The sequence below is a fragment of the Stenotrophomonas sp. YJH_SMC_36 genome (genome assembly GCF_059369935.1).
In genome coordinates, this window is record NZ_JCAFTD010000007.1 from 260603 (window position 1) to 280494 (window position 19892).

Consider the following 19892-nt stretch of genomic DNA (forward strand, 5'->3'; position numbering starts at 1 on the left):
GGGGTCAACGCAGTTCGAGAATCTCGTCGCCGGTTTCGTCGATCTCGCCCGTCGGGCACCAGCCGAGATGGCGGTAGAAGCCATGCGAGCGCGAGCGCGGGTCGGCCGAGCACGCAAGGAACAGCCGGTGGTGACCGGCATCCCGGGCCAGGCTGACCACATCCTGCAGCAGACGTCGGCCGATGCCCAGATTCTCGTACTCCGGCAGCAGGGCCAGAACCAGCACCTCGCCGCTTTCGCGGTCGGCAAACCCGTAGCCGGCCATGCGCTCGCCGTCGCAGGCGATGCGTCCGATGAAATCTCCGTTGCAGATGCCTTCGGCCCAGCTCTGCGTCGTGATGCCCAGCTCGGCCAGCTGCGCTGCACTGAAGGCATTCTCGCGGGTACGCCCGCGCAGGTCGATGCAGGCGGCGGCATCGTCGGGGTGGGCATCGCGGTAACGGATGGTCATGGCACCTCCTTGTGACCGGGCGCTGAAGGAACTGCCCGTCTCGTTCAATCGTTGCCGATTGTGAAGTATTCGGCGGTGAAATAGCCGATCTGGTAGAGCAGGGTGGCCGCGGCCAGTCGCAGCTGTGCCCGGCTGGAGTGCAGTTTCCAGCCCAGCAGGACCACCAGCAGCATCAGCAGGGTGTGGACCGGATACGCCGCGCCCAGCAGATGCCATCGGCTTGTGCCCTTGATCGCGGTGTCCACCAGATCCAGCAGCGTCAGCGCGCCGATCACGCCGAATATCCAGCGTCTGCGCTGCATCAGGTAATTGCCGTAGCTGCCGTAGTCGCGCAGGTCATCCGGGAACAACAGGGCGCAGAGCAGGAACCAGGTCGCGCAGTAGCAGATCACGAACAGATAGGTCTCGAACGTCCACCGGTGGACTTCAATCAGGCGGAACTCCCACCACCAGAAGGTGACCAGCGACACCAGCGTCCATGCCACCCAACACAGATGGAGTGCCGAGCAGCCGCGTCGCTGCGGATGCTCGATGATCTGCGCAATCCCTTTCAGCAGGGTCGTGATCGACAGGCCCAGGATGATGCCCATCACTACGCGGATATGCAGGAACAGCGGATCGGTCTGCATCGGCCCATCCTGTCATCGGATTCCGCACAGTAGAGGCATGCCCGCTGTGGAGGGGATGCATACGGTGTCAGCGCCTGCGCCGCACCAGCGTCGAGGATGCCTCCAGCACCGCGCGGGTCAGCAGGGCCATGGTCTGTACATCGCCCTTCCAGTGCTGCCAGTACAGCGGCACGTCCTCCCACGCGCGCTGTCGCACGTAGACCAGGCGGCCGGCATCCAGGTGCCGCTTGACCAGCGGCAGGGGGTTCATGGTCCAGCCCATGCCGCCCAGGTTGGCCTGCACGAAGGCACGGGTGGAAGGAATCCACCACGTCGGCGCGGTACTGGGCAGGTCGTCGCCGGCCATGCGCCGGGCAAAGCGCGACTGCATTTCGTCCTTGCGGTTGAACACCAGTACCGGTGCCTGCGCCAGCGCCTGCGCGGTCACGCCCTTGGCGAAGTGCCGTTCGCGGAACTCCGGCGTGCAGGTGGCCGCGTAACGGATGCTGCCGAGTGCATGGATCTGGCAGCCCTGCACCGGCTCGTCCAGGGTGGTCACCGCGCCGAGCACCGTGCCTTGCCGCAGCAGCTCCACGGTGTGGTCCTGGTCTTCCACGCGCAGGTCCAGCGTGGTGCCGGTACCCAGTGCGAACTGCTGCGCCGCCTGCGGAAACCAGGTTTCCAGGCTGTCGTGGTTCACCGCCACCGGGATGCTGGCCTGGGGCAGATCCTCATCGGCCAGGCCCATCCGGTGCAGGGCGTCATGCTCGAGCAGGGCCGTCTGCTCGGCCAGCTGCACCAGCACCTGGCCTTCGGCGGTGGCAGTGGCGGGTGCGCCACGCTTCACCAGAAGGCGTCCGACACGATCCTCCAGCGCCTTGACCCGCTGCGAGATGGCCGAGGGGGTGACATTCAGCGACTGCGCCGCGCGATCAAAGCTGCCTTCGCGGATCACGGCGGCGAGCGCGCGCAGCTGGGCATGGTCGATGCGCATGGTATTAAGTTCCGCTAATGTTGGTTTAGGAAGTTTAGCTCGTCTTTTCTATGTTGCGGCGCGACAATGGCGCCCGTACCCGGTGCTGTCCGCCTTCGCGAGGCACCGTCCCCCCAGCAAGACAAGGCAGTGAATCCCATGTTTTCGGTCATCTCCGCCGGCACCGGCCTCGGTGCCTGGTTCTCTGGTGCAGCCACCGGCATCGGCCTGTTCGCCGTGGTCGGTGCCCAGAGCGCCTTCATCCTGCGCCAGGGCATCCTGCGCAAGCACATCGTGCCGGTGGTCGCCACCTGCGCGGCCATCGATGCGTTCTTCATCTTCGCCAGCGTGGCCGGCCTGCGCACGTTGACCTCGGCGCTGCCGTGGCTGACTTCGGCCGTGCTGTGGACCGGCGTGGCTTTCCTGGCCTGGTACGCGATGAAGTCGGCGCGCCGCGCCATTGCCGGTGGCGGTGGCATGGGTGAAGCCGACAGCGACGACGGCAGCCGCCGCGCGGTGCTGATGGCGGCGGTCGGCTTTTCGCTGATCAACCCGCACTTCTGGCTGGACATGATGGTCATCGGCTCCATTGCCGAGAACTTCGGCCACGCACGCATGGCCTTCGCGGCCGGCGTGGTTACCGCAAGCTGCCTGTGGCTGACCGCGCAGGGTCTCGGTGCGCGCCTGCTGGCGCCGCTGTTCACCAAGCCCAGCACCTGGCGTGTGCTTGACGGCACCATCGCGGTGATCCTCAGCATCCTGGCCCTCACCCTGGCGGTGCGCGGGGTCCACTGACCCGGCGCACGCCCCCGAACCCACGTCCTGACTCTCTCTCTCCAAGGCAGTGGCAACGACGGCACCGGCAACGGTGCCGTCGTCTTTTCCGGCTCTGGCGGGACAGACGGCGCCTGCCTAGAATCCGTGTACAGGACAAGGTGTCCATCGGAGCAGGGGGAAGGATGCGCAGGACGATGTTGACGGCCGCACTGGTCGTCGTGGGTAGCGTTGCCGCGGGCAGCGCATGGGCGGTGGATCTGACGCAGTTCCTGCGCCAGGAGACCTTCACCGACATCAAGATATCGCCGGGGGGCGAGTATGTCGCTGCCACCGTGCCGATGGAGGACAGCACCGCGATCGCGGTGATGCGGCTGGCCGACAAGCAGCTCGTGGGCAGCTTCCGCCCGCCGCAGAAGAATCACGCCTACGAATTCGACTGGGTCAGCAACGAACGGCTGCTGATCGGCCTGGCCGAGAAGTGGGGCGCGCTGGATAAGCCCAATCCCACCGGCGAGCTCTACGCCATCGATGCCAACGGCAATCGCGGCGAGCTGCTGGTCGGTTACCGCGTCGAAAGCAAGGGCCCGGGTACCCGCATCCAGCCGAAGAAAGTCGAGGCGGTCGCGGCGTTCCTGGCCGATGATCTGCCCGGCGACGAACGCAACGTGCTGGTGACGGTATGGCCGTTCGCGGAGGATCCGTTCACCCGCGTCGAACGCATGGACGTGGTCAGCGGCAGGCGCGTGCGCATGGCCTCCTCGCCGGTGCGGCGCGGTGAGTTCACCACCGATGGCCAGGGCGAAGTCCGTTTCGTCCACGGGTCCGGCAGCGACAATGTCAACAAGCTGTACTACCGCGAGCGATCGGGCGACAGCTGGAAGATGATCAACGATGAGGCGGTGAGCACGCGCATCGAGACCGCGATCGGCTTCTCCGCCGATGGCAGCCTGGCGTACCTGCAGGCCGAGCAGGCGCAGGGGCCGGATGCCATCGTCAGCTGGAATCCGCAGACCGGCGAGCGCGCTGTCGTGCTGCGCGACGAGGTGGTCGATCCGTACCGCATCATCCGCCGGCCCGGCACCCATGTGCCGGTGGGCGCCCTGTTTATGGGCGACACACCACGGACCCGGTTCTTCGACGAGAAGTCGCCGGAGGCGCGCCTGTACCGCAGCCTGGAGGCGGCCTTCGGGGGGGCGGTCTACATCACCTCCAGTACCCGGGATGGCCGCGTGGTGCTGGTGGAGACCTGGTCAGGCACCAATCCCGGCGACTTCTATGTGTACGACACGGAGGCCCGCAAGGCTGATCACCTGATCAGCCGCAGCGACTGGATCGACATCGATCGCAGTGCAACGGTGCGTCCGGTGGCACTCAAGGCGCGCGACGGATTGCCGCTGCACGGCTTCCTCACCGTGCCCTCCGGCAGCGACGGACGCAACCTGCCGATGGTGGTGATGCCGCACGGTGGGCCGTTCCACGTGTTCGACAATGGCCAGTACGACCGCCAGACGCAGATATTGGCCGCTGCCGGCTACGCCGTGCTGCAGGTCAACTTCCGTGGCTCGGGGAACTATGGCCGTGCGCATGCCCAGGCCGGCGCCCAGCAATGGGGAGCCGCGATGCAGGATGACGTCACCGACGCCACCCGCTGGGCGATCGCGCAGGGGATCGCCGATGCCAGACGCATCTGCATCTACGGTGCCAGTTACGGGGCCTACGCCGCGATGATGGGCGCTGCCCGCGAGCAGGGGCTGTACCAGTGCGCGGCCGGCTATGTCGGCGTGTACGACCTGCCGCTGATGTTCGCCCGCGGCGATGTGCAGGAGCGCGACTCGGGCGTGACCTTCCTGCGCGAATGGCTGGGTGATCCGGCCAAGCTGGGCGCGGTTTCGCCGGTGAACCTGGCCACGCAGATCAAGGTGCCGGTGTTCCTCGCGGCCGGTGGCGAAGACAAGCGTGCGCCGATCCAGCACACCGAGCGCATGGAAGCGGCACTGAAGCGTGCCGGGACGCCGGTGGAAAGCCTGTACTACAAGACCGAGGGGCACGGCTTCTACACCCTGGCCCATCGCACCGAGTACTACGACAAGCTGCTCGCATTCCTGTCGCGCAGCCTGGGAGGCAAGACCGCCCAGGCATCGGCGCCGGCAGGGAAGGGCAAGGCGCCGTAAACGCAGAGTGGCGGCGGATCCACGATCCGCCGCCGCGCAGTGCAGTTACCTGACCCCGTGCATCATCCGCTTCAGCAGCGGCGCGGCGATGAAGGCCAGCAGGGCGCAGCCCAGGCCGATCCACATCAGCAGCCAGAACAGGTGCGCATACGCACCGGCCGCCGCCGCCATGTCCAGCGTGCCGCCTTCGGGCACATCGATGGCGGCCAGCTTGCCGAACAGCGCGGCAAGCGTCTCGGAGAAGGCTGTGGCCAGGAACCAGGTGCCCATCATCAGGCTCATCACCCGCGGCACGGCCAGCTGCGTTACGGCCGATAGGCCCACCGGCGACAGGCACATCTCACCACTGGCCAACAGGAAGTAGGCCAGGACCAGCCACCAGACGCTGGCCATCTCGCCGGTGGCGCCGACCTGCTGTGCGGCCAATGCGAGCGGGACGAACGAGAGCGCGCCGATCACCAGGCCCCAGGCGGATTTGACCGGCTTGCCCGGCTCCCAGCCGCGACGGTCCATCCAGGTCCAGAGGGCGGCGAAGGCCGGCGCCAGCAGCACCAGGAACAGTCCGCCCAGATAGGTCAGGGAGCCGGCGGTCTGCGGAATCACCAGGCAGTCGCGCACCAGCAGGACCAGCATCAGCGCGACGATGGCAATGAAGAACCGGCGCGGCGCGGCCGACCCCGGTCGACGCTCGGTCAGGCGCGCGCTGACCACGAAGCCCAGCGGCGCCAGCAGCAACGACAGGATCGACCAGGGCAGCGGCGTGCCGTCAGTGATCACCAGCGAGGGAACGATGTCCTTGGTCAGCAGGCGATCGGTGAACGTCACCCACGAGCCATAGGACTGCTCGTACAGGGTGAAGAACACCAGCGCCAGGAAAATCAGCACCATCAGCGCGATCATCTGCTGGCGCTGCACCGGCGTGCACTGGCTGCCGGTGAACCAGGCGAACCAGACCAGCACGCCTCCCAGCACCACCAGCATCAGCATCAACGCCAGGCTGATTTCGCCGCCCAGAGCGAACGCACCGTTACCGGCGGCCCACATCAGCCACGCCAGTGGCAGCACCGCGAGCACCGCGCACAGATAGATCAGCCATTCACGCGGCAGGCCCAGCACCCGCTGTTTCAGCGCGGCCGGCTGTGGCGGCTCGGCATGCCCGTGCAGGTACTTCTGCCCCCACAGGAACATCGCCAGCCCGGCCAGCATGCCGATGCCCGCCGCGCCGAAGCCATACTTCCAGCCATAGGCCTCGCCGAGGAAGCCGCACACCAGCGACGAGAACAGCGCCCCGAGGTTGATGCCGGCATAGAACAGCGAGAAGCCCGAGTCGCGGCGCGGATCGTCCTTGGCGTACAGCTTGCCGACGATGGTGGAGATGTTCGGCTTGAGGAAGCCCACGCCCATGATGATCAGCGCCAGCGACAGATAGGTCACCGCCAGCGCCGAGGTGTCGCGCACCACTTCACCGTTGACCCGGTATGCCGCGTGGCCTTCGAAGGCCATGCCGAGATGGCCCAGCACCAGCAGGATGCCGCCGAACAGCACTGCACGGCGCATGCCCAGCCAGCGGTCGGCCAGCATGCCGCCGAACACCGGGATGCAGTACACCAGGCCACCGTAGGCGCCAAGCAGGTCCAGTCCGGCCTTGTCGCCGAACAGGTGGTACTTGGTCAGGTACAGCAGCAGCAGCGCCTTCATGCCATAGAAGGAGAAGCGCTCCCACATTTCGGTGAAGAAGCAGACGTAGACGCCCTTGGGGTGGCCAAGGAAGTCGTCGGAAGCGGGAGCGGCAACGGTCATCGACGGCGGGCACTGCGGAAAGGGCGCGATTATAGGCCCGCCGCCGCGCCCGTGGCGGGCAGCATCAGGCCGCGCCCGGCGAGCGGGGTCACAGGTATCGCAGCCAGCCCAGGTCGCGCCGACGCGCCTTGAACCGCGCGAATGCCCGCGTTGGCGGGTACAGCAGCACCGCCAATGCACAGGCCACCAGGATCAGGCCGGCGACCGAATCGAGAGCGTACAGGCTGCCGTGGGTCGGCCCCCAGAACCCGAGCGCCGCCAGATACAGCAGCTTCAGCAGATACAGATGCAGCAGGTAGAAGAACATCGGTGCCGCGCCGATGTCTGCCAGCGGCCTCAACGCGCGTGCCATCGCAGGCCACTCAAACACGCGCAGCCACAGCAGGCCAACGCCCAGGGTCAGCAACAGGAACTGCAGTGATGGCGGATACTTGGTCACGTTGAACACGCTCATCCAGGTGCGCAGCGCGTCCTGCTGGAACTGCCAGGGCGTATCGCCATAGCCGTTGCCGAACCGCAGCAGGGCGAACATGCCCAGCGCTGCCAGCCCAGCCCACACCAGCCAGCGGTGACGCTGCGCTGGCATGCGGTCCGCCGCGAACCAGGGCCCCATCAGATAGCCGAGCGCGATCACCCCGATCCACGGCAGCACCGGATAGGACGTGCGCAGCCGGAGTGCACCGGCCTCGATCCAGTCCCGCTGGTGCAGCACCTTCCACAGCACCGGCAGCACACCGTCGCCTGCCACGCGCACGCCGTCGAGCAGGTTGTGGCCGGCCACCAGCAGTACCGCCAGCGCCAGCAGCGCCGCGCGCGGCAGCCACAGCAGGCCGGCCAGCGCGACCATGCTCAGGCCGATCGCCCAGATCACCTGCAGGTACACGGTGTCCGGAGGCAGCTGGAAGGTCCAGGCGAAATTCACCAGGGTCAGTTCCAGCACCACCAGGAACAGCCCGCGTTTGAGCAGGAACGCGGCCGTGGCCCGGCGCGGATCCGCCTGGCGCTGGCCATACAGCCAGGCCGACAGGCCGGTCAGCAGCACGAACACCGGTGCGCACAGGTGGGCCAGCAGGCGGCACGCGAACAGCGCGGGGGAGACCGTGGATACGTCCATCGGGTCGCTGACCTGGTGCTGCAGGAAAAAGGTCTCGCGCACGTGGTCGAGCAGCATCAACAGCATGACGGTGCCGCGCAGCTGGTCGATGGAGGCCAGCCGGAGAGGGGGGGAAGGGGACACGTGCGAGATTTTTTGGGTACGACAAGATATAACATAACATAATCATGGCAGCCGTCAGGGTTGGCAGACGGCCGCGCTCCAGCCCGTGTGCTTGTCATGGCTGACGGGGATCACCTGGATTGATCCATCGGGTGCGGCTTTCAGGCAGAACCTGGCCCTGTAGCCTCTGATAGGCCCATTCGTGGGGGCGTTGAGGTAGACCTCATACAGCGTTCCAGGAAGCAGTGGCTGCGGAGACCTGAGCAGCGTGGCGGATGCGGGCAGAGCGCCGTAGACGATGCACTGCCCGGACGCGAGCAGCTGTGGGGGAGCCGAGTCATACATGAACGACCAGGTTTTCACCGTGTCGCCCTGATACACCGTCAATGCGTGCAATCTGCGGGGGGACCGCATCCATTCCAGTGCCCGTGACGGCAGGCCAAAGCAGGGGTTTCCCTCTCGATCCTCGATCACGGCGGCGCCGAATCCGCTGTAGGCGGTGGCATCGCCGATGGGCAGCAGCGTGCACAGCACAGCGCCTGCTGCAAAAACGCGGGCGCGCATCGTCGTGATCAACGGGACGTCTGCCATCGGGTCTCCTCCTGACGGAGTGTGTGGGGCCGTGCACGGTGTACGACTGCGGCAGTCGACTCAAGCTGGCGCCGAGCCGGAAATCCGTTGCCTGGCGTGCACCGCCCGCTGGGACGAGGGCGCCCGGGCAGGGGCCACCTGTCCCGATGAAGCGGCGCACTGTGCATCACTTGGCTAAACACGACACATCGGGAGGGGGCGAGCGCCTGCCGCAGCGCGTCGTCGCGCCCAAGCCGGACGACCGGTACGAAGCGCACTGGACTTGCCGCCCCCTGAACGCTAGCGTGGCAGGGATTTTTTGCCAGCAGGGGCTCCCATGAACCACGACGCTGCGCCCAAGCAGCTCACCTTCCGCGCAGTGGCCCTGGCCATCGTGCTGGCGGTGGTGCTGTCCGCGGCCAACGCCTACCTCGGTCTGTTCGCAGGCCTGACCATCGCCACCGCGATTCCCGCCGCAGTCATTTCCATGGGCGTGCTGCGCCTGCTGGGCGGTGGCTCGATCCTCGAGAACAACATCGTGCAGACCGGCGCCTCGGCCGGTTCCTCGATCGCCGCCGGTGTCATCTTCACCATCCCCGCGCTGGTGATCATGGGCTACTGGCCGGACTTCAAGTACTGGTGGGTGCTGGGCATTGCCGGCCTGGGCGGCCTGCTGGGCGTGCTGTTCTCGGTGCCGCTGCGCCGCTCGATGATCGTCGAAGATCCGCTGCCCTTCCCGGAAGGCAAGGCGGCGGCGGAAGTGCTCAAGGCCGGTGAGAACCCGGGTCCGGGCCTGAAGATCCTGGGCCTGTCGGCGGTGATCGGCGCCTTCGTCAAGCTGGCCGCGGAAAGCGGCATGCGCCTGATTCCCGATGCCTGGGCCACCTCGGCCTACGTGGGCAGTTCCAAGGTCACCGCGTTCATCGGCACCAACCTGTCGCCGGCACTGCTGGGCGTGGGCTACATCGTCGGCCTCAACGTCGGCATCGTGGTGGTGTCCGGTTCGATCCTGACCTGGCACATCGCCATCCCGCTCTACCAGGCGTTCTTCATGGACACCGATCCGGCACTGGCCGCGTCGGTGGCCGCTGCGTCCTCCACCGAGGCCGCATTCGCCATCTGGGGCGCGAAGATGCGCTACCTGGGTGTCGGCGCAATGCTGATCGGTGGCATCTGGACCCTGATTTCGCTGCGCAAATCGCTGCTCAACGGCGTCAAGAGCGGTTTTGCCGCCGCCCGCAAGAGCGGCGGACCGGTGCTGGCGCACACCGAGCGCGACCTGCCGATGAAGTGGATGCTGGTCGCTCTGGTGGTCTTCGTGCTGCCGCTGCTGGCCCTGTACCAGGCCATCGTCGGCCAGTGGCACGTGTCGATCCCGATGACCATCATCATGATCGTCGCCGGCTTCCTGTTCGTGTCGGTCTCGGCCTACCTGGCCGGCCTGATCGGTTCGTCCAACAACCCGGTCTCGGGCATCACCATTTCCACCATCCTGTTCGCCTCGGCGGTACTGGTCGTGCTGCTGGGTGCCGATGGCCTCAAGCCGGTCGGTACCGGCGGTGCACCGCTGGGTGCGGTGGCTGCGATCATGATCGGCGCGGTGGTGTGCTGCGCTGCCGCCGTCGGTGGTGACAATCTGCAGGACCTCAAGGCCGGGTACATCGTCGGCGCTACGCCGTGGAAGCAGCAGCTGATGCTGGGCATCGGTGCGTTCTCCTGCGCGCTGATCATGGCCCCGGTGCTGAACCTGCTGGCCACCGCCTATGGCATCGGCGTGAAGACCGAGCTGCACCCGAACGCGCTGGCTGCGCCGCAGGCCAACCTGATGGCGTCGGTGGCCAAGGGCCTGTTCGGTGGCGAGCTGCCGTGGACCTTCATCGGCATCGGTGCCGTGGTCGGCGCCGTCATCATTGCCTTCGACAGCTGGCTGAAGGCGCGCAACGCGCGCTTCCGGGTGCCGGTGCTGGCGGCCGCCATCGGCATCTACCTGCCGCTGGAGCTGATGGTGCCGATCTTCCTCGGCGGCCTGATCGCTTACCTGGTCGAGCGCTTCCACAAGGTGCGTGCCGATGATGAAGAGGGCCGCGACCGCGTGCACAAGCCGGGCGTGCTGTTCGCCGCCGGCCTGATCACCGGCGAGGCGCTGATGGGCATCGCCATCGCCATTCCGATCGTGGTCAGCAGCCGCGCCGACGTGCTGGCCGTGCCGTTCCATCTCCCGGCCGCGCAGTGGATCGGCCTGGCCGTGCTGTTCCTGGTGGGCTGGCTGATCTACCGCACCGGCAAGTACGCCAAGGCGTAAGGGATGGGTCGGATCCCTCCCGGAAGGGAAGGGCTCTGACCCCACGCCGGCGGCGCCCGGGGCAGAGCCGATTCCTGCGGAATCGGATCCGACCCCGGGTCCACCCACAAACCGCGCTACGGCGCGGTTTGCTGTTTCTGGCGGCTGCCCGATCACGGCCATGACCGATGGCCTTGGCAGCCCCGGGCTGCGGGGCCTACCATCGCTTTTTTGCCGTCCTGCGGAGATCCCGATGAAACTGCGTCATGCCCTGCTGCCACTGAGCCTGCTGGCCGCTCTGCCCAGCGTTGCCGCTGCCCGTGGCCTGGAGATCCGCGACATGGTGGCCATGGATCGCGTTTCCGCGCCGGTGCTGAGCGCCGATGGCGGCACCGTGGTGTTCGCCAAGCGCAGCACCGACGCCAACCTCAAGGCCAGCACCGCCCTGTACGCACGCAACCTGCGCACGCGTGACGCGGCACCGCCGAAGCAGATCACCCCGGCCGGCTGGAACGTCAATTCCGCCTCGCTGTCGGCGGACGGCCAGACGGTGTACTTCCTCAGTGCCAAGAACGGCAGCCAGCAGCTGTACGCGCAGGCGATCAACGGCGGCGCCCCGCGCCAGCTGACCGATTTCCCGGTGGATGTGGACAGCTACCACGTCTCGCCGCAGGACGACCGCGTGCTGTTCAGCGCCGGCGTGTTCCAGGCCTGCGCGTCGGACCTGGCCTGCACCGAGAAGAAGCTGAAAGAGAAGAAGGACGCCAAGGCCAGTGGCCAGGTCTGGGATTCGATGTTCGTGCGCCATTGGGATACCTGGAACGACGGCCGTCGCAACACCCTGTTCGTCGCGCCGCTGCCGGGCGCCCAGGCCGGCCCGGTCAAGGGGGCTTCCGCGCTGAGCGCCACCCTTGATGGCGATGCGCCGTCCAAGCCATTCGGTGGCAATGATGACTTCGTGTGGTCGCCGGACGGCAGCAGCGTGGTCGCCAGCATCCGCGTGGCGGGCCGCGAGGAACCGTGGTCGACCAACTTCGACCTCTATCGCTTCGATGCTGCCGGTCGTCAGGCACCGGTGAACCTGACCGCCTCCAACCCGGCATGGGATGCGGGCCCGGTGTTCAGTGCCGATGGCAAGACGCTGTTCTACCGTGCGATGAAGCGCCCCGGCTTTGAAGCTGATCGCTTCGGCCTGATGGCGATGGATCTGGCCAGCGGCAAGAGCCGTGAAATCGCCCCGCAGTGGGATCGCTCGGCGGGTGGCATCGTGCTGTCCGCCGATGGCGCCAGCATCTATACCACCGCCGATGATCTGGGCGAGCACCCGCTGTTCCAGATCGATGTCGCCACCGGCAAGGCCACCCGTCTGATCGGCGATGGCAGCGTGACCGCCGTCGATGTGGCCGGCACCAGCGTGGCGATCACCCGCAACAGCCTGAAGAGCAACGACCAGGTACTGGTCGGCCTGCTGCCAGCCGCCGGCCAGCCGATGGGCGAGCTGCGTGCGCTGACACCGTCTGCCGGCGACGTGCTGAAGGACGTCAGTTTCGGCGATTTCGAGCAGTTCTCGTTCAAGGGCTGGAACAACGACACCGTGCACGGCTATGTGGTCAAGCCGCACAACTACCAGGAAGGCAAGTCCTACCCGGTCGCGTTCCTGATCCATGGCGGTCCGCAGGGCAGTTTCGGCAACGGCTGGAGCTACCGCTGGAATCCGCAGACCTATGCGGGCCAGGGCTACGCGGTGGTGATGATCGATTTCCACGGCTCCACCGGCTACGGTCAGGCATTCACCGATGCGATCAGCCAGCACTGGGGTGATCGTCCGCTGGAAGACCTGCAGAAGGGCTGGGACGCGGCACTGAAGAAGTATTCGTTCCTCAACGGTGACAAGGCCTGTGCTCTGGGCGCCAGCTATGGCGGCTTCATGGTCAACTGGATCGCCGGCAACTGGAACGGCCCGTTCAAGTGCCTGGTCAACCACGATGGCGTGTTCGACCAGCGCATGATGGGCTACGCCACCGAGGAGCTGTGGTTCACCGAGTGGGAGCAGGGCGGCACGCCGTACCAGAAGGCGGCGAACTACGAGAAGTTCAACCCGGTCAACCACGTGGCGGACTGGAAGAAGCCGATCCTGATCATCCATGGCCAGCAGGACTTCCGTATTCCGGTCGAGCAGGGCCTGGCGGCATTCACGGCGGCGCAGCGGCAGGGGATCGAGTCGAAGTTCCTGTACTTCCCGGACGAGAACCACTGGGTGCTCAAGCCGCACAACAGCATCCTGTGGCATGACACGGTCAACGGCTGGCTGAAGCAGCATATCGGCGAATAAGCCGGTCCGGCGCCGCCCCCCAGGGCGGCGCTCTGCTTTTTGTAGAGCCGAGCCATGCTCGGCTGCTCTGTGCCTCCTTTCCCGCCAACAGCAGCCGAGCATGGCTCGGCTCTACCCGAGCGCCCGCATGACTTCGAACGCCCTGATCCAGAACGACATCGTGGTCTTCGGCCTGATCGCCGCCACTTTGGGGGCCGTGTTCTGGACCGCCTCGCGGGAGCAGGGGCCGTGGAAGCGCTTCTACACCTTCGTGCCGGCGTTGCTGCTGTGTTATCTCATTCCTGGCATCTACAACACCGTCGGCCTGATCGACGGGCAGAACACCGCGCTGTACAACCCGGTCGCGCGTGACATCCTGCTGCCGGCGGCGCTGGTGCTGCTGACCCTGGCCGTGGACATCAAGGGCATCCTGCGGCTGGGACCGAAGCTGGTACTGATGTACCTGGGTGCCTCCGCCAGCATCATGCTCGGTGCCGTGGTCGCCTTCCTGCTGATGCGCGCGCTGCACCCGGAAACCGTTGCCGGCGACACCTGGGCCGGCATGGCCGCACTGGCCGGCAGCTGGATCGGCGGTGGCGCCAACATGCTGGCGATGCGCGAAGTATTCGACGTCAACGCCACCACCTTCGGCCAGTTCGCCGTGGTCGACGTGGGTGTCGGCTACGTCTGGATGGCGGTACTGATCTTCCTCGCCGGGCGCGCCGCGAAGATCGACGCACGCAGCGGTGCCGATACCTCGGCCATCGACGAACTGAAGGAACGCATCGCGCGCTTCCAGGCCGAACACGAGCGCATTCCCAGCCTGACTGATCTGATGCTGATCGTCGCCGTTGCGTTCGGTGGCGTCGGTCTGGCGCATGCAATCGGCGCGCCGCTGGCGGCCTGGTTCAAGGCCCATGTCGGCTGGGCATCGCAGTTCAGCCTGGATGCTCCCTTCGTCTGGGTGGTGGTGCTGTCGACCACGCTGGGCCTGGGCCTGAGTTTCACCCGCGCGCGCACGCTGGAGGGAGCGGGAGCGTCACGTCTGGGGTCGCTGCTGCTGTACTTCCTGATCGCCTGCATCGGCATGCAGATGGATCTGCTGGCATTGCTGGACCGTCCGTGGCTGTTCCTGCTCGGCCTGATCTGGATCGCCGTGCACATCGTGCTGCTGTGGTGCCTGGGCCGGTTGCTGAAGGTGCCGTTCTTCTATTTCGCCATCGGCTCGCAGTCGAACATCGGCGGTCCGGCCTCGGCGCCCGTGGTGGCCGCCGCCTTCCATCCTGCATTGGCACCGGTAGGCGTGCTGCTGGGAACGATGGGCTACGCCACCGGAACCTACCTGGCGTACATCGTCGGCATCACCCTGCGTGCGCTGGCAGGGCAGGGGTGAGGGGGTCAGATCCCTTTTGCTGCGCAAAAGGGATCTGACCCCGTTTCGCGGCGCGTCACGCTACCGGCAATCCACGTTCGATCAGCCAGACTCTCGCGTCTTCGGCGTCCTGCTCGAACCGCGCCGAGTGAAAAGAGGGGCGCCGCAGAGTTCGGCGCGTCGCCACGCGCCCGTGGCCAACCGCGCCCGCGGCCTTACGCCACTGGCAACCCGCGTTCGATCAACCACGCCTTCGCGTCTTCGGCGTCCTGCTCAAACCACGCCTGGGTCGATCCCAACCGGTACGTATACCCCCATGCATCCATGTCGGCCATCAGCCGTGCGCTGCCGACGCCGGGCAGCTGCGCGGCCAGCACGATCTGCAGGTAGCACGTGGCATCTTCCTCGGCGACCGAATCAGTGGCATCGGTATGCACCTGCGCGCGCCGCTCCGGCGGCAGCACGATCAGATGGCAGGCCTCGTGCAGCATCGAATGCACGGGCGTGTCGTCGCGCACATACACGTTGCTGGCGATGATGCCTGCTTCAGGTTCGCCCCAGTAGCTGCCGGGAATCGGCTCGCCGGCGGCGACGTGGTGCAGCTCCAGCCCATGCGCGGCAAGCAGGCGCTGTGCATCGGCGAAGGCGATATCGCCCACGCAGGTGATGTCCACGGCGGTTGTCGTGTCAGTCATGCGGAATCGTGCAGCCCCGCCCATGCAGGCACGGGCGGGGCAGGGGGTCAGGGCTTTTCCGGGCCTTCCGGCAGCGCCACGGAGATGTCCAGCACGTCGTGCTGGCCATCCTTGACCAGGTCGACCTTCACCGCGTCGACGTCGATGTTGACGTACTTCTTGATCACTTCCAGCAGCTCGCGCTGCAGCAGCGGCAGGTAGTCCGGACCACCGCGATGGCTGCGCTCCTGCGCGATGATGATCTGCAGGCGGTTCTTGGCGGTTTCGGCGGTGGTCTTCTTCGCTTTGAGGAAATCAAACAGGCCCATGCTTACCCTCCGAACAGCTTGCTGAAGAAGCCCTTCTTCTCCACGGTGGTGAAGCGCATCGGCCGCTCCTCGCCCAGGATGCGGCTCACCGCATCGTCATACGCCTGGCCAGCGATCGATTCGCCATCGAGGATCACCGGCTCGCCCTTGTTGGAGGCGTTCAGCACGTCACCCGATTCGGGGATCACGCCGATCGCCTTCAGGCCCAGCACTTCCTCCACGTCGACGATGCTCAGCATCTCGCCGGTTTCCACGCGCGACGGGCTGTAGCGGGTCAGCAGCAGGAAGGCCGGCACGTCCTGGCCGGATTCGGCCTTGTGTGTCTTCGAGTCCAGCAGGCCGATGATGCGGTCGGAGTCGCGCACCGAGGACACTTCCGGGTTCACCACCACCACCGCGCGGTCGGCGAAGTACATCGCCAGGAAGGCACCCTTCTCGATACCGGCCGGGGAGTCGCAGATCACGAAGTCGAAACCGTCGGCGGCCAGGTCCTTCAGCACCTTGCCCACGCCCTCCTGGGTCAGCGCGTCCTTGTCGCGGGTCTGCGAGGCAGCCAGCACGTACAGGTTGTCGAAGCGCTTGTCCTTGATCAGGGCCTGCTTGAGGGTAGCCTCGCCGTGCACGACGTTGACGAAGTCGTACACCACGCGGCGTTCGCAGCCCATGATCAGGTCGAGGTTGCGCAGGCCGACGTCGAAGTCGATCACCGCCACCTTCTTGCCGCGCCGTGCCAGGCCGCAGGCCAGGCTCGCGCTGGTAGTGGTCTTGCCGACGCCGCCCTTGCCGGAGGTGACTACGATGATTTCAGCCAAAGGACTTCTCCTGGTTCTGCATGATGTTGGGGCTGCGTCAGTCCAGCGCAGCGATCTTGACCTGGTCCTGTTCCAGCCACACCTGCACGGCCTTGCCGCGCAGGTTGTCCGGGACATCGTCCAGTACCTTGTAGTGGCCGGCAATGGCCACCAGTTCCGCATGGAAATCACGGCAGAAGATGCGTGCCGCGGTGTTGCCCTGGGCACCCGCCAGCGCGCGGCCGCGCAGGGTGCCGTAGATATGGATGCTGCCGTCGGCGATGACCTCGGCACCGGCGCCGACGGTCGCCATGACCGTCAGGTCGCAGTTCTCCGCGTACAGCTGCTGGCCGGAACGTACATTGCCGAGCTGCATGCGGCCCGGTTGCGGTGCCGAGCCCTCGGCCACCCTGGCCACCGGAGCGGCCGGGGCCGGCTTCGGTTCAGCGCGGGCGGCGCGGCGCGGCTCCGGCGCAGGCGCAGGCGGCGGGGCCGGCTCGGTCTCGACACGCTCGTATTGGGCGCGGAACTTGGCCAGCAGCGGCAGGCCGAGCTGCTGCGAGAGCTGGTCGACCGCACTGGTGCCATAGGCCAGCGCCACCGGCAGCACGCCGGCGCTGCGCAGGCCATCGACCAGCGCCTGGGCGGTGGCCACGTCCGGTACCTGGCTGAGGCCGCCGAAGTCCAGGATCACCGCGGCACGGCCGAACAGTTTCGGGGCGCGGGTCACCCGTTCGCGCATTTCCTGCACGAGTCGTTCGACATCGAGGGTCCGCACTCGCAGGTTGGCGATGCCGACCTGGCCGATCTTCAGTTCACCTGCCTGTTCGTAATCGAAATTCACCGCCACGCTCAGGTCCCCGTCGGCCGCTGTGCCTGCGCCGGCAGCTGCCGGTCGCGTGTCCATGCCACATCCGGCAGCTTGCCGCCGTAGGTCTCCTGTACCCACGGGTAGCTGCACAGTTCCTTGGCCAGCATGCTGGCGCGCACATCGACCTGCGGCATGGTGTTCTGGCCCAGCTCGCGGAAGCCGAAGCTGCCGTGGAACAGCAGGGCGGCATCGGCACCATGGTCGAGGAAGACTTCGCAGGTCATCTGCGGGTAGCGCAGCTCGGCGAAGCTCTGCGCATCGGCGTAGAACGCCCGGCCGACGCCACCACCGCGGCGGCGGCTGGCGACCACGATGCGGTCGATATAGAAGAACGGGGTGTCCAGCTGCTGCTTGAACCAGGCGAAGTTGCTGCTGTCGTGCTGGCTGTCGCTGCCGAAGCCGATCAGGAACCCGGCCAGGTTGCCGTCGCGCTCGGCGACGCGGAAGTACTCAGCGGTTTCATAGAACAGGCGCAGGCGTGCGGCATCCAGCGGAAGGATGGCCAGGCCAGCGTTGTTGTTCAAAGCCAGGACGGAATCGAGCTCGTGCTCGCGCACGTCGCGGATGACAATCGACATTGTGACTCCGTGGGGTAACGCGGTTGGTCCTGCAACGGACCCTGCGCACGATTATTGCATGGGTGGCTGGCGGGGGCACGCCCGTCGCCATGACTTCTGCCCGGGGGCAGGAGCGCTGGTTCAGCCTAAGATGCCTCCATGTTGGGATATCTCAGCCAAATCCGAGTCCTGCGCCTGGCCGGCCTGTTCACCTGGGTCATGGTCGGCCTGCCCGTGGTGTATTCCCAGTACGAGTCGATGCTGCGGCACGGCGGCAGCGGTATCGACAGCTGGTCCCTGTGGCTGTTTGCCGCCTACCTGTTCTTCGGCGCCGGCTACTTCTGGCTGACCCGTGGCCTGCGCGACAGCAGCCAGGCCGCCTGGTACGACCGGGTGGTGCTGGTGGTACTGACCGGCTCGGCCCTGGGCGTCAGCTACCTGAGCGGTTCGGGCCTGGGCAGCATCCTGATGATGGTGGCCGCCGGGGTGATCCCGTGGATGCTGCCCGTGCGCAGTGGCGTGATCTGGTTGCTGCTCAGCCAGCTGGCGGTGCTGCCGGTCTACTATCTGATTCTCGACATGCCGTTGTTCGAGGCACTCATGCAGTCGCTGCTGTATGGCGGCTTCTCCATGTTCATGTTCGTGACCAGCCTGGTCGCACGGCAGCAGACCGACGCCCGCGACGAGCAGCGCCGGCTGAATGCGGAGCTGAGGGCAACCCGCGCCCTGCTGGCCGAGAGCGCACGGGTCAACGAGCGCACCCGCATCTCGCGCGAGCTGCATGACCTGCTGGGGCATCAGTTGACCGCGCTGACCCTGAACCTGGAAGTGGCCGGCCATCTCGCCGAAGGCAAGGCGCTGGACCACGTGAAACGGTCGCACACGCTGGCCAAGCTGCTGCTGGGCAATGTGCGCGAAGTGGTCAGCCAACTGCGCGAGACCAGCGCCATCGACCTGGCTGCCGCGCTGCGTCCGCTGACCGAGAATGTGCCCTCGCTGGACATCCAGCTGGACATCGAGGACCCCCTGAACGTGGAGGATCCGCAGCGGGCCCACGTGCTGCTGCGCTGCACCCAGGAGATCATCACCAATACGGTGCGCCACTCCGGGGCCCGCCATCTGTGGATCCGGGTGTACCGTGAGGCGCCGGACCGGGTGGTGGTCGAGGCGCGCGACGACGGTGTCGGCGCGGAAATGGTCAATGTGGGCAATGGCTTGCGCGGGATGCGCGAGCGCCTGCAACAATGCGGTGGCCAGCTGCAGGTGGAAACCCGCCCCGGCGAAGGCTTCTGCCTGCGTGCGACGGTGCCGGCAACCGTGCTGGTGGCCGCCCTTACCAAGGTTCCTGAAGGAGTGCGTTGATGATTCGCGTCTGCCTGGTCGACGACCAAACCCTGGTGCGGCAGGGAATCCGCTCGCTGCTGGCGCTGGACGACGGCATCGAGGTGGTGGCCGAGGCCGGCGACGGCCGGCAGGCGGTCGAACTGGTGCCCCAGGTCCGTCCGGATGTGGTCCTGATGGACATGCGCATGCCGGTGATGTCCGGGCTGGAGGCGCTGCAGGTCCTGTCGCGGCTGGAACAGCTGCCGCCGACCATCATCCTGACCACCTTCGACGACGACCAGCTGGTGCTGGCGGGCCTCAAGGCCGGCGCCAAGGGGTATCTGCTCAAGGACGTGACCCTGGACCAGCTGGTGGGCGCCATCCGCACCGTGGCTGACGGCGGATCGCTGGTGCAGCCGGCGGTGACCCAGCGGCTGCTGTCCGGGCTGGAACACATGCGCAATGATTTTGTCAGCCTGGACCGGCCGGACCCGCTGACCGACCGCGAGACGGAGATCCTGCGGCTGATGGCCAGCGGCTTCTCCAACAAGGAGATCGCCAATTCGCTGGGCGTGGCCGAGGGCACCATCAAGAACCATGTGTCCAACATCCTGTCCAAGCTGGGCGTGCGCGACCGTACGCGGGCCGTCCTGAAGGCGTTCGAACTGCAGCTGGTCTGACGAAAAGCCTTTTGCGGCAAAGGTTTGGCCGGCATTCCCGGGCCCCGGGGCGGGTTGCCCCCTACATGCGGGGCGGCCGGATGCGCTACCCTGCCAATCCTTTGTCCATACAAATACGCAGCCGGCAGGGAAACCGG

The 19892-nt window shown here is 66.6% G+C and carries 18 protein-coding genes; 7 read left to right on the plus strand and 11 right to left on the minus strand.

The window, feature by feature from the left end:
- Positions 1-4: 4 nt before the first annotated feature.
- The 3 genes from AC5P76_RS15320 to AC5P76_RS15330 all read right to left on the minus strand — a co-directional run bounded on the left by AC5P76_RS15320 (position 5) and on the right by AC5P76_RS15330 (position 2053).
- Positions 5-451: a GNAT family N-acetyltransferase gene (locus AC5P76_RS15320; RefSeq protein WP_065182375.1), complete on the minus strand. Its 447-nt coding sequence runs from the start codon at positions 449-451 to the stop codon at positions 5-7.
- Between the two features lie 44 nt (positions 452-495).
- Entirely contained in the window at positions 496-1080 is a 585-nt protein-coding gene (locus AC5P76_RS15325; protein ID WP_053516192.1) for a hypothetical protein, read from the minus strand.
- A 67-nt stretch (positions 1081-1147) separates the two neighbouring features.
- Positions 1148-2053, minus strand: a complete 906-nt coding sequence (locus AC5P76_RS15330; protein ID WP_053516191.1) for a LysR family transcriptional regulator ArgP — start codon at positions 2051-2053, stop codon at positions 1148-1150.
- Positions 2054-2191: 138 nt separating this feature from the next.
- Between AC5P76_RS15330 and AC5P76_RS15335 the strand changes: the two genes are divergently transcribed.
- Entirely contained in the window at positions 2192-2827 is a 636-nt protein-coding gene (locus AC5P76_RS15335) for a LysE/ArgO family amino acid transporter (RefSeq protein WP_053516190.1), read from the plus strand.
- Positions 2828-2991: 164 nt separating this feature from the next.
- Positions 2992-4980 carry an alpha/beta hydrolase family protein gene (locus AC5P76_RS15340; protein ID WP_253118934.1) on the plus strand — a complete coding sequence of 663 codons (1989 nt, stop codon included), beginning with the start codon at positions 2992-2994 and terminating at the stop codon, positions 4978-4980.
- 45 nt (positions 4981-5025) lie between these two features.
- On the opposite strand, the gene AC5P76_RS15345 is transcribed toward AC5P76_RS15340, so the two are convergent.
- From AC5P76_RS15345 to AC5P76_RS15355, 3 genes are all read right to left on the minus strand, one after another.
- On the minus strand, positions 5026-6780 hold the full coding sequence (locus tag AC5P76_RS15345) for a peptide MFS transporter (protein WP_065174593.1): 1755 nt from the start codon (positions 6778-6780) through the stop codon (positions 5026-5028).
- 88 nt (positions 6781-6868) lie between these two features.
- Positions 6869-8017, minus strand: coding sequence for an acetyltransferase domain-containing protein (locus tag AC5P76_RS15350; protein WP_253118936.1), 1149 nt, complete (start codon positions 8015-8017; stop codon positions 6869-6871).
- 54 nt (positions 8018-8071) lie between these two features.
- On the minus strand, positions 8072-8587 hold the full coding sequence (locus tag AC5P76_RS15355) for a hypothetical protein (protein ID WP_253118937.1): 516 nt from the start codon (positions 8585-8587) through the stop codon (positions 8072-8074).
- 316 nt (positions 8588-8903) lie between these two features.
- Between AC5P76_RS15355 and AC5P76_RS15360 the strand changes: the two genes are divergently transcribed.
- The 3 genes from AC5P76_RS15360 to AC5P76_RS15370 all read left to right on the plus strand — a co-directional run bounded on the left by AC5P76_RS15360 (position 8904) and on the right by AC5P76_RS15370 (position 14551).
- Positions 8904-10868 (plus strand): OPT family oligopeptide transporter, encoded by a 1965-nt coding sequence (locus AC5P76_RS15360; RefSeq protein WP_253118939.1) that lies wholly within the window; start codon positions 8904-8906, stop codon positions 10866-10868.
- Between the two features lie 232 nt (positions 10869-11100).
- Positions 11101-13179 (plus strand): alpha/beta hydrolase family protein, encoded by a 2079-nt coding sequence (locus tag AC5P76_RS15365; RefSeq protein WP_053516182.1) that lies wholly within the window; start codon positions 11101-11103, stop codon positions 13177-13179.
- A gap of 127 nt (positions 13180-13306) precedes the next feature.
- Entirely contained in the window at positions 13307-14551 is a 1245-nt protein-coding gene (locus AC5P76_RS15370) for a DUF819 family protein (protein ID WP_053516181.1), read from the plus strand.
- A gap of 194 nt (positions 14552-14745) precedes the next feature.
- On the opposite strand, the gene AC5P76_RS15375 is transcribed toward AC5P76_RS15370, so the two are convergent.
- From AC5P76_RS15375 to AC5P76_RS15395, 5 genes are read right to left on the minus strand one after another with little or no spacing between them, the layout of a single operon-like run.
- Positions 14746-15225, minus strand: coding sequence for a hypothetical protein (locus AC5P76_RS15375; RefSeq protein ID WP_197600831.1), 480 nt, complete (start codon positions 15223-15225; stop codon positions 14746-14748).
- A gap of 47 nt (positions 15226-15272) precedes the next feature.
- Entirely contained in the window at positions 15273-15533 is a 261-nt protein-coding gene (gene minE / locus AC5P76_RS15380) for a cell division topological specificity factor MinE (RefSeq protein ID WP_053516176.1), read from the minus strand.
- Positions 15534-15535: 2 nt separating this feature from the next.
- Positions 15536-16345, minus strand: a complete 810-nt coding sequence (gene minD / locus AC5P76_RS15385) for a septum site-determining protein MinD (RefSeq protein WP_053516174.1) — start codon at positions 16343-16345, stop codon at positions 15536-15538.
- A 37-nt stretch (positions 16346-16382) separates the two neighbouring features.
- A complete protein-coding gene (gene minC, locus AC5P76_RS15390; protein ID WP_053516171.1) occupies positions 16383-17231 on the minus strand; it encodes a septum site-determining protein MinC in 849 nt (282 codons plus the stop codon).
- Positions 17177-17773 (minus strand): GNAT family N-acetyltransferase, encoded by a 597-nt coding sequence (locus tag AC5P76_RS15395; protein ID WP_053516169.1) that lies wholly within the window; start codon positions 17771-17773, stop codon positions 17177-17179. The genes minC and AC5P76_RS15395 overlap by 55 nt, the downstream gene beginning before the upstream one ends.
- A gap of 138 nt (positions 17774-17911) precedes the next feature.
- Between AC5P76_RS15395 and AC5P76_RS15400 the strand changes: the two genes are divergently transcribed.
- Both AC5P76_RS15400 and AC5P76_RS15405 read left to right on the plus strand, forming a co-directional pair.
- Positions 17912-19114, plus strand: a complete 1203-nt coding sequence (locus AC5P76_RS15400; protein WP_053516166.1) for a sensor histidine kinase — start codon at positions 17912-17914, stop codon at positions 19112-19114.
- Positions 19114-19755, plus strand: coding sequence for a response regulator (locus AC5P76_RS15405; RefSeq protein WP_053516165.1), 642 nt, complete (start codon positions 19114-19116; stop codon positions 19753-19755). Before AC5P76_RS15400 ends, AC5P76_RS15405 begins: the two co-directional genes overlap by 1 nt.
- Positions 19756-19892 lie beyond the last annotated feature (137 nt).

What these genes read in the sequence shown, in the direction of transcription:
- AC5P76_RS15320 (WP_065182375.1), bottom strand. Translation starts at nt 451, where the DNA reads ATGACCATCCGTTACCGCGATGCCCACCCCGACGATGCCGCCGCCTGC.
- AC5P76_RS15325 (WP_053516192.1), bottom strand. Translation starts at nt 1,080, where the DNA reads ATGCAGACCGATCCGCTGTTCCTGCATATCCGCGTAGTGATGGGCATC.
- AC5P76_RS15330 (WP_053516191.1), bottom strand. Translation starts at nt 2,053, where the DNA reads ATGCGCATCGACCATGCCCAGCTGCGCGCGCTCGCCGCCGTGATCCGC.
- AC5P76_RS15335 (WP_053516190.1), top strand. Translation starts at nt 2,192, where the DNA reads ATGTTTTCGGTCATCTCCGCCGGCACCGGCCTCGGTGCCTGGTTCTCT.
- AC5P76_RS15340 (WP_253118934.1), top strand. Translation starts at nt 2,992, where the DNA reads ATGCGCAGGACGATGTTGACGGCCGCACTGGTCGTCGTGGGTAGCGTT.
- AC5P76_RS15345 (WP_065174593.1), bottom strand. Translation starts at nt 6,780, where the DNA reads ATGACCGTTGCCGCTCCCGCTTCCGACGACTTCCTTGGCCACCCCAAG.
- AC5P76_RS15355 (WP_253118937.1), bottom strand. Translation starts at nt 8,587, where the DNA reads ATGGCAGACGTCCCGTTGATCACGACGATGCGCGCCCGCGTTTTTGCA.
- AC5P76_RS15360 (WP_253118939.1), top strand. Translation starts at nt 8,904, where the DNA reads ATGAACCACGACGCTGCGCCCAAGCAGCTCACCTTCCGCGCAGTGGCC.
- AC5P76_RS15365 (WP_053516182.1), top strand. Translation starts at nt 11,101, where the DNA reads ATGAAACTGCGTCATGCCCTGCTGCCACTGAGCCTGCTGGCCGCTCTG.
- AC5P76_RS15370 (WP_053516181.1), top strand. Translation starts at nt 13,307, where the DNA reads ATGACTTCGAACGCCCTGATCCAGAACGACATCGTGGTCTTCGGCCTG.
- AC5P76_RS15375 (WP_197600831.1), bottom strand. Translation starts at nt 15,225, where the DNA reads ATGACTGACACGACAACCGCCGTGGACATCACCTGCGTGGGCGATATC.
- minE (WP_053516176.1), bottom strand. Translation starts at nt 15,533, where the DNA reads ATGGGCCTGTTTGATTTCCTCAAAGCGAAGAAGACCACCGCCGAAACC.
- minC (WP_053516171.1), bottom strand. Translation starts at nt 17,231, where the DNA reads ATGGACACGCGACCGGCAGCTGCCGGCGCAGGCACAGCGGCCGACGGG.
- AC5P76_RS15395 (WP_053516169.1), bottom strand. Translation starts at nt 17,773, where the DNA reads ATGTCGATTGTCATCCGCGACGTGCGCGAGCACGAGCTCGATTCCGTC.
- AC5P76_RS15400 (WP_053516166.1), top strand. Translation starts at nt 17,912, where the DNA reads ATGTTGGGATATCTCAGCCAAATCCGAGTCCTGCGCCTGGCCGGCCTG.
- AC5P76_RS15405 (WP_053516165.1), top strand. Translation starts at nt 19,114, where the DNA reads ATGATTCGCGTCTGCCTGGTCGACGACCAAACCCTGGTGCGGCAGGGA.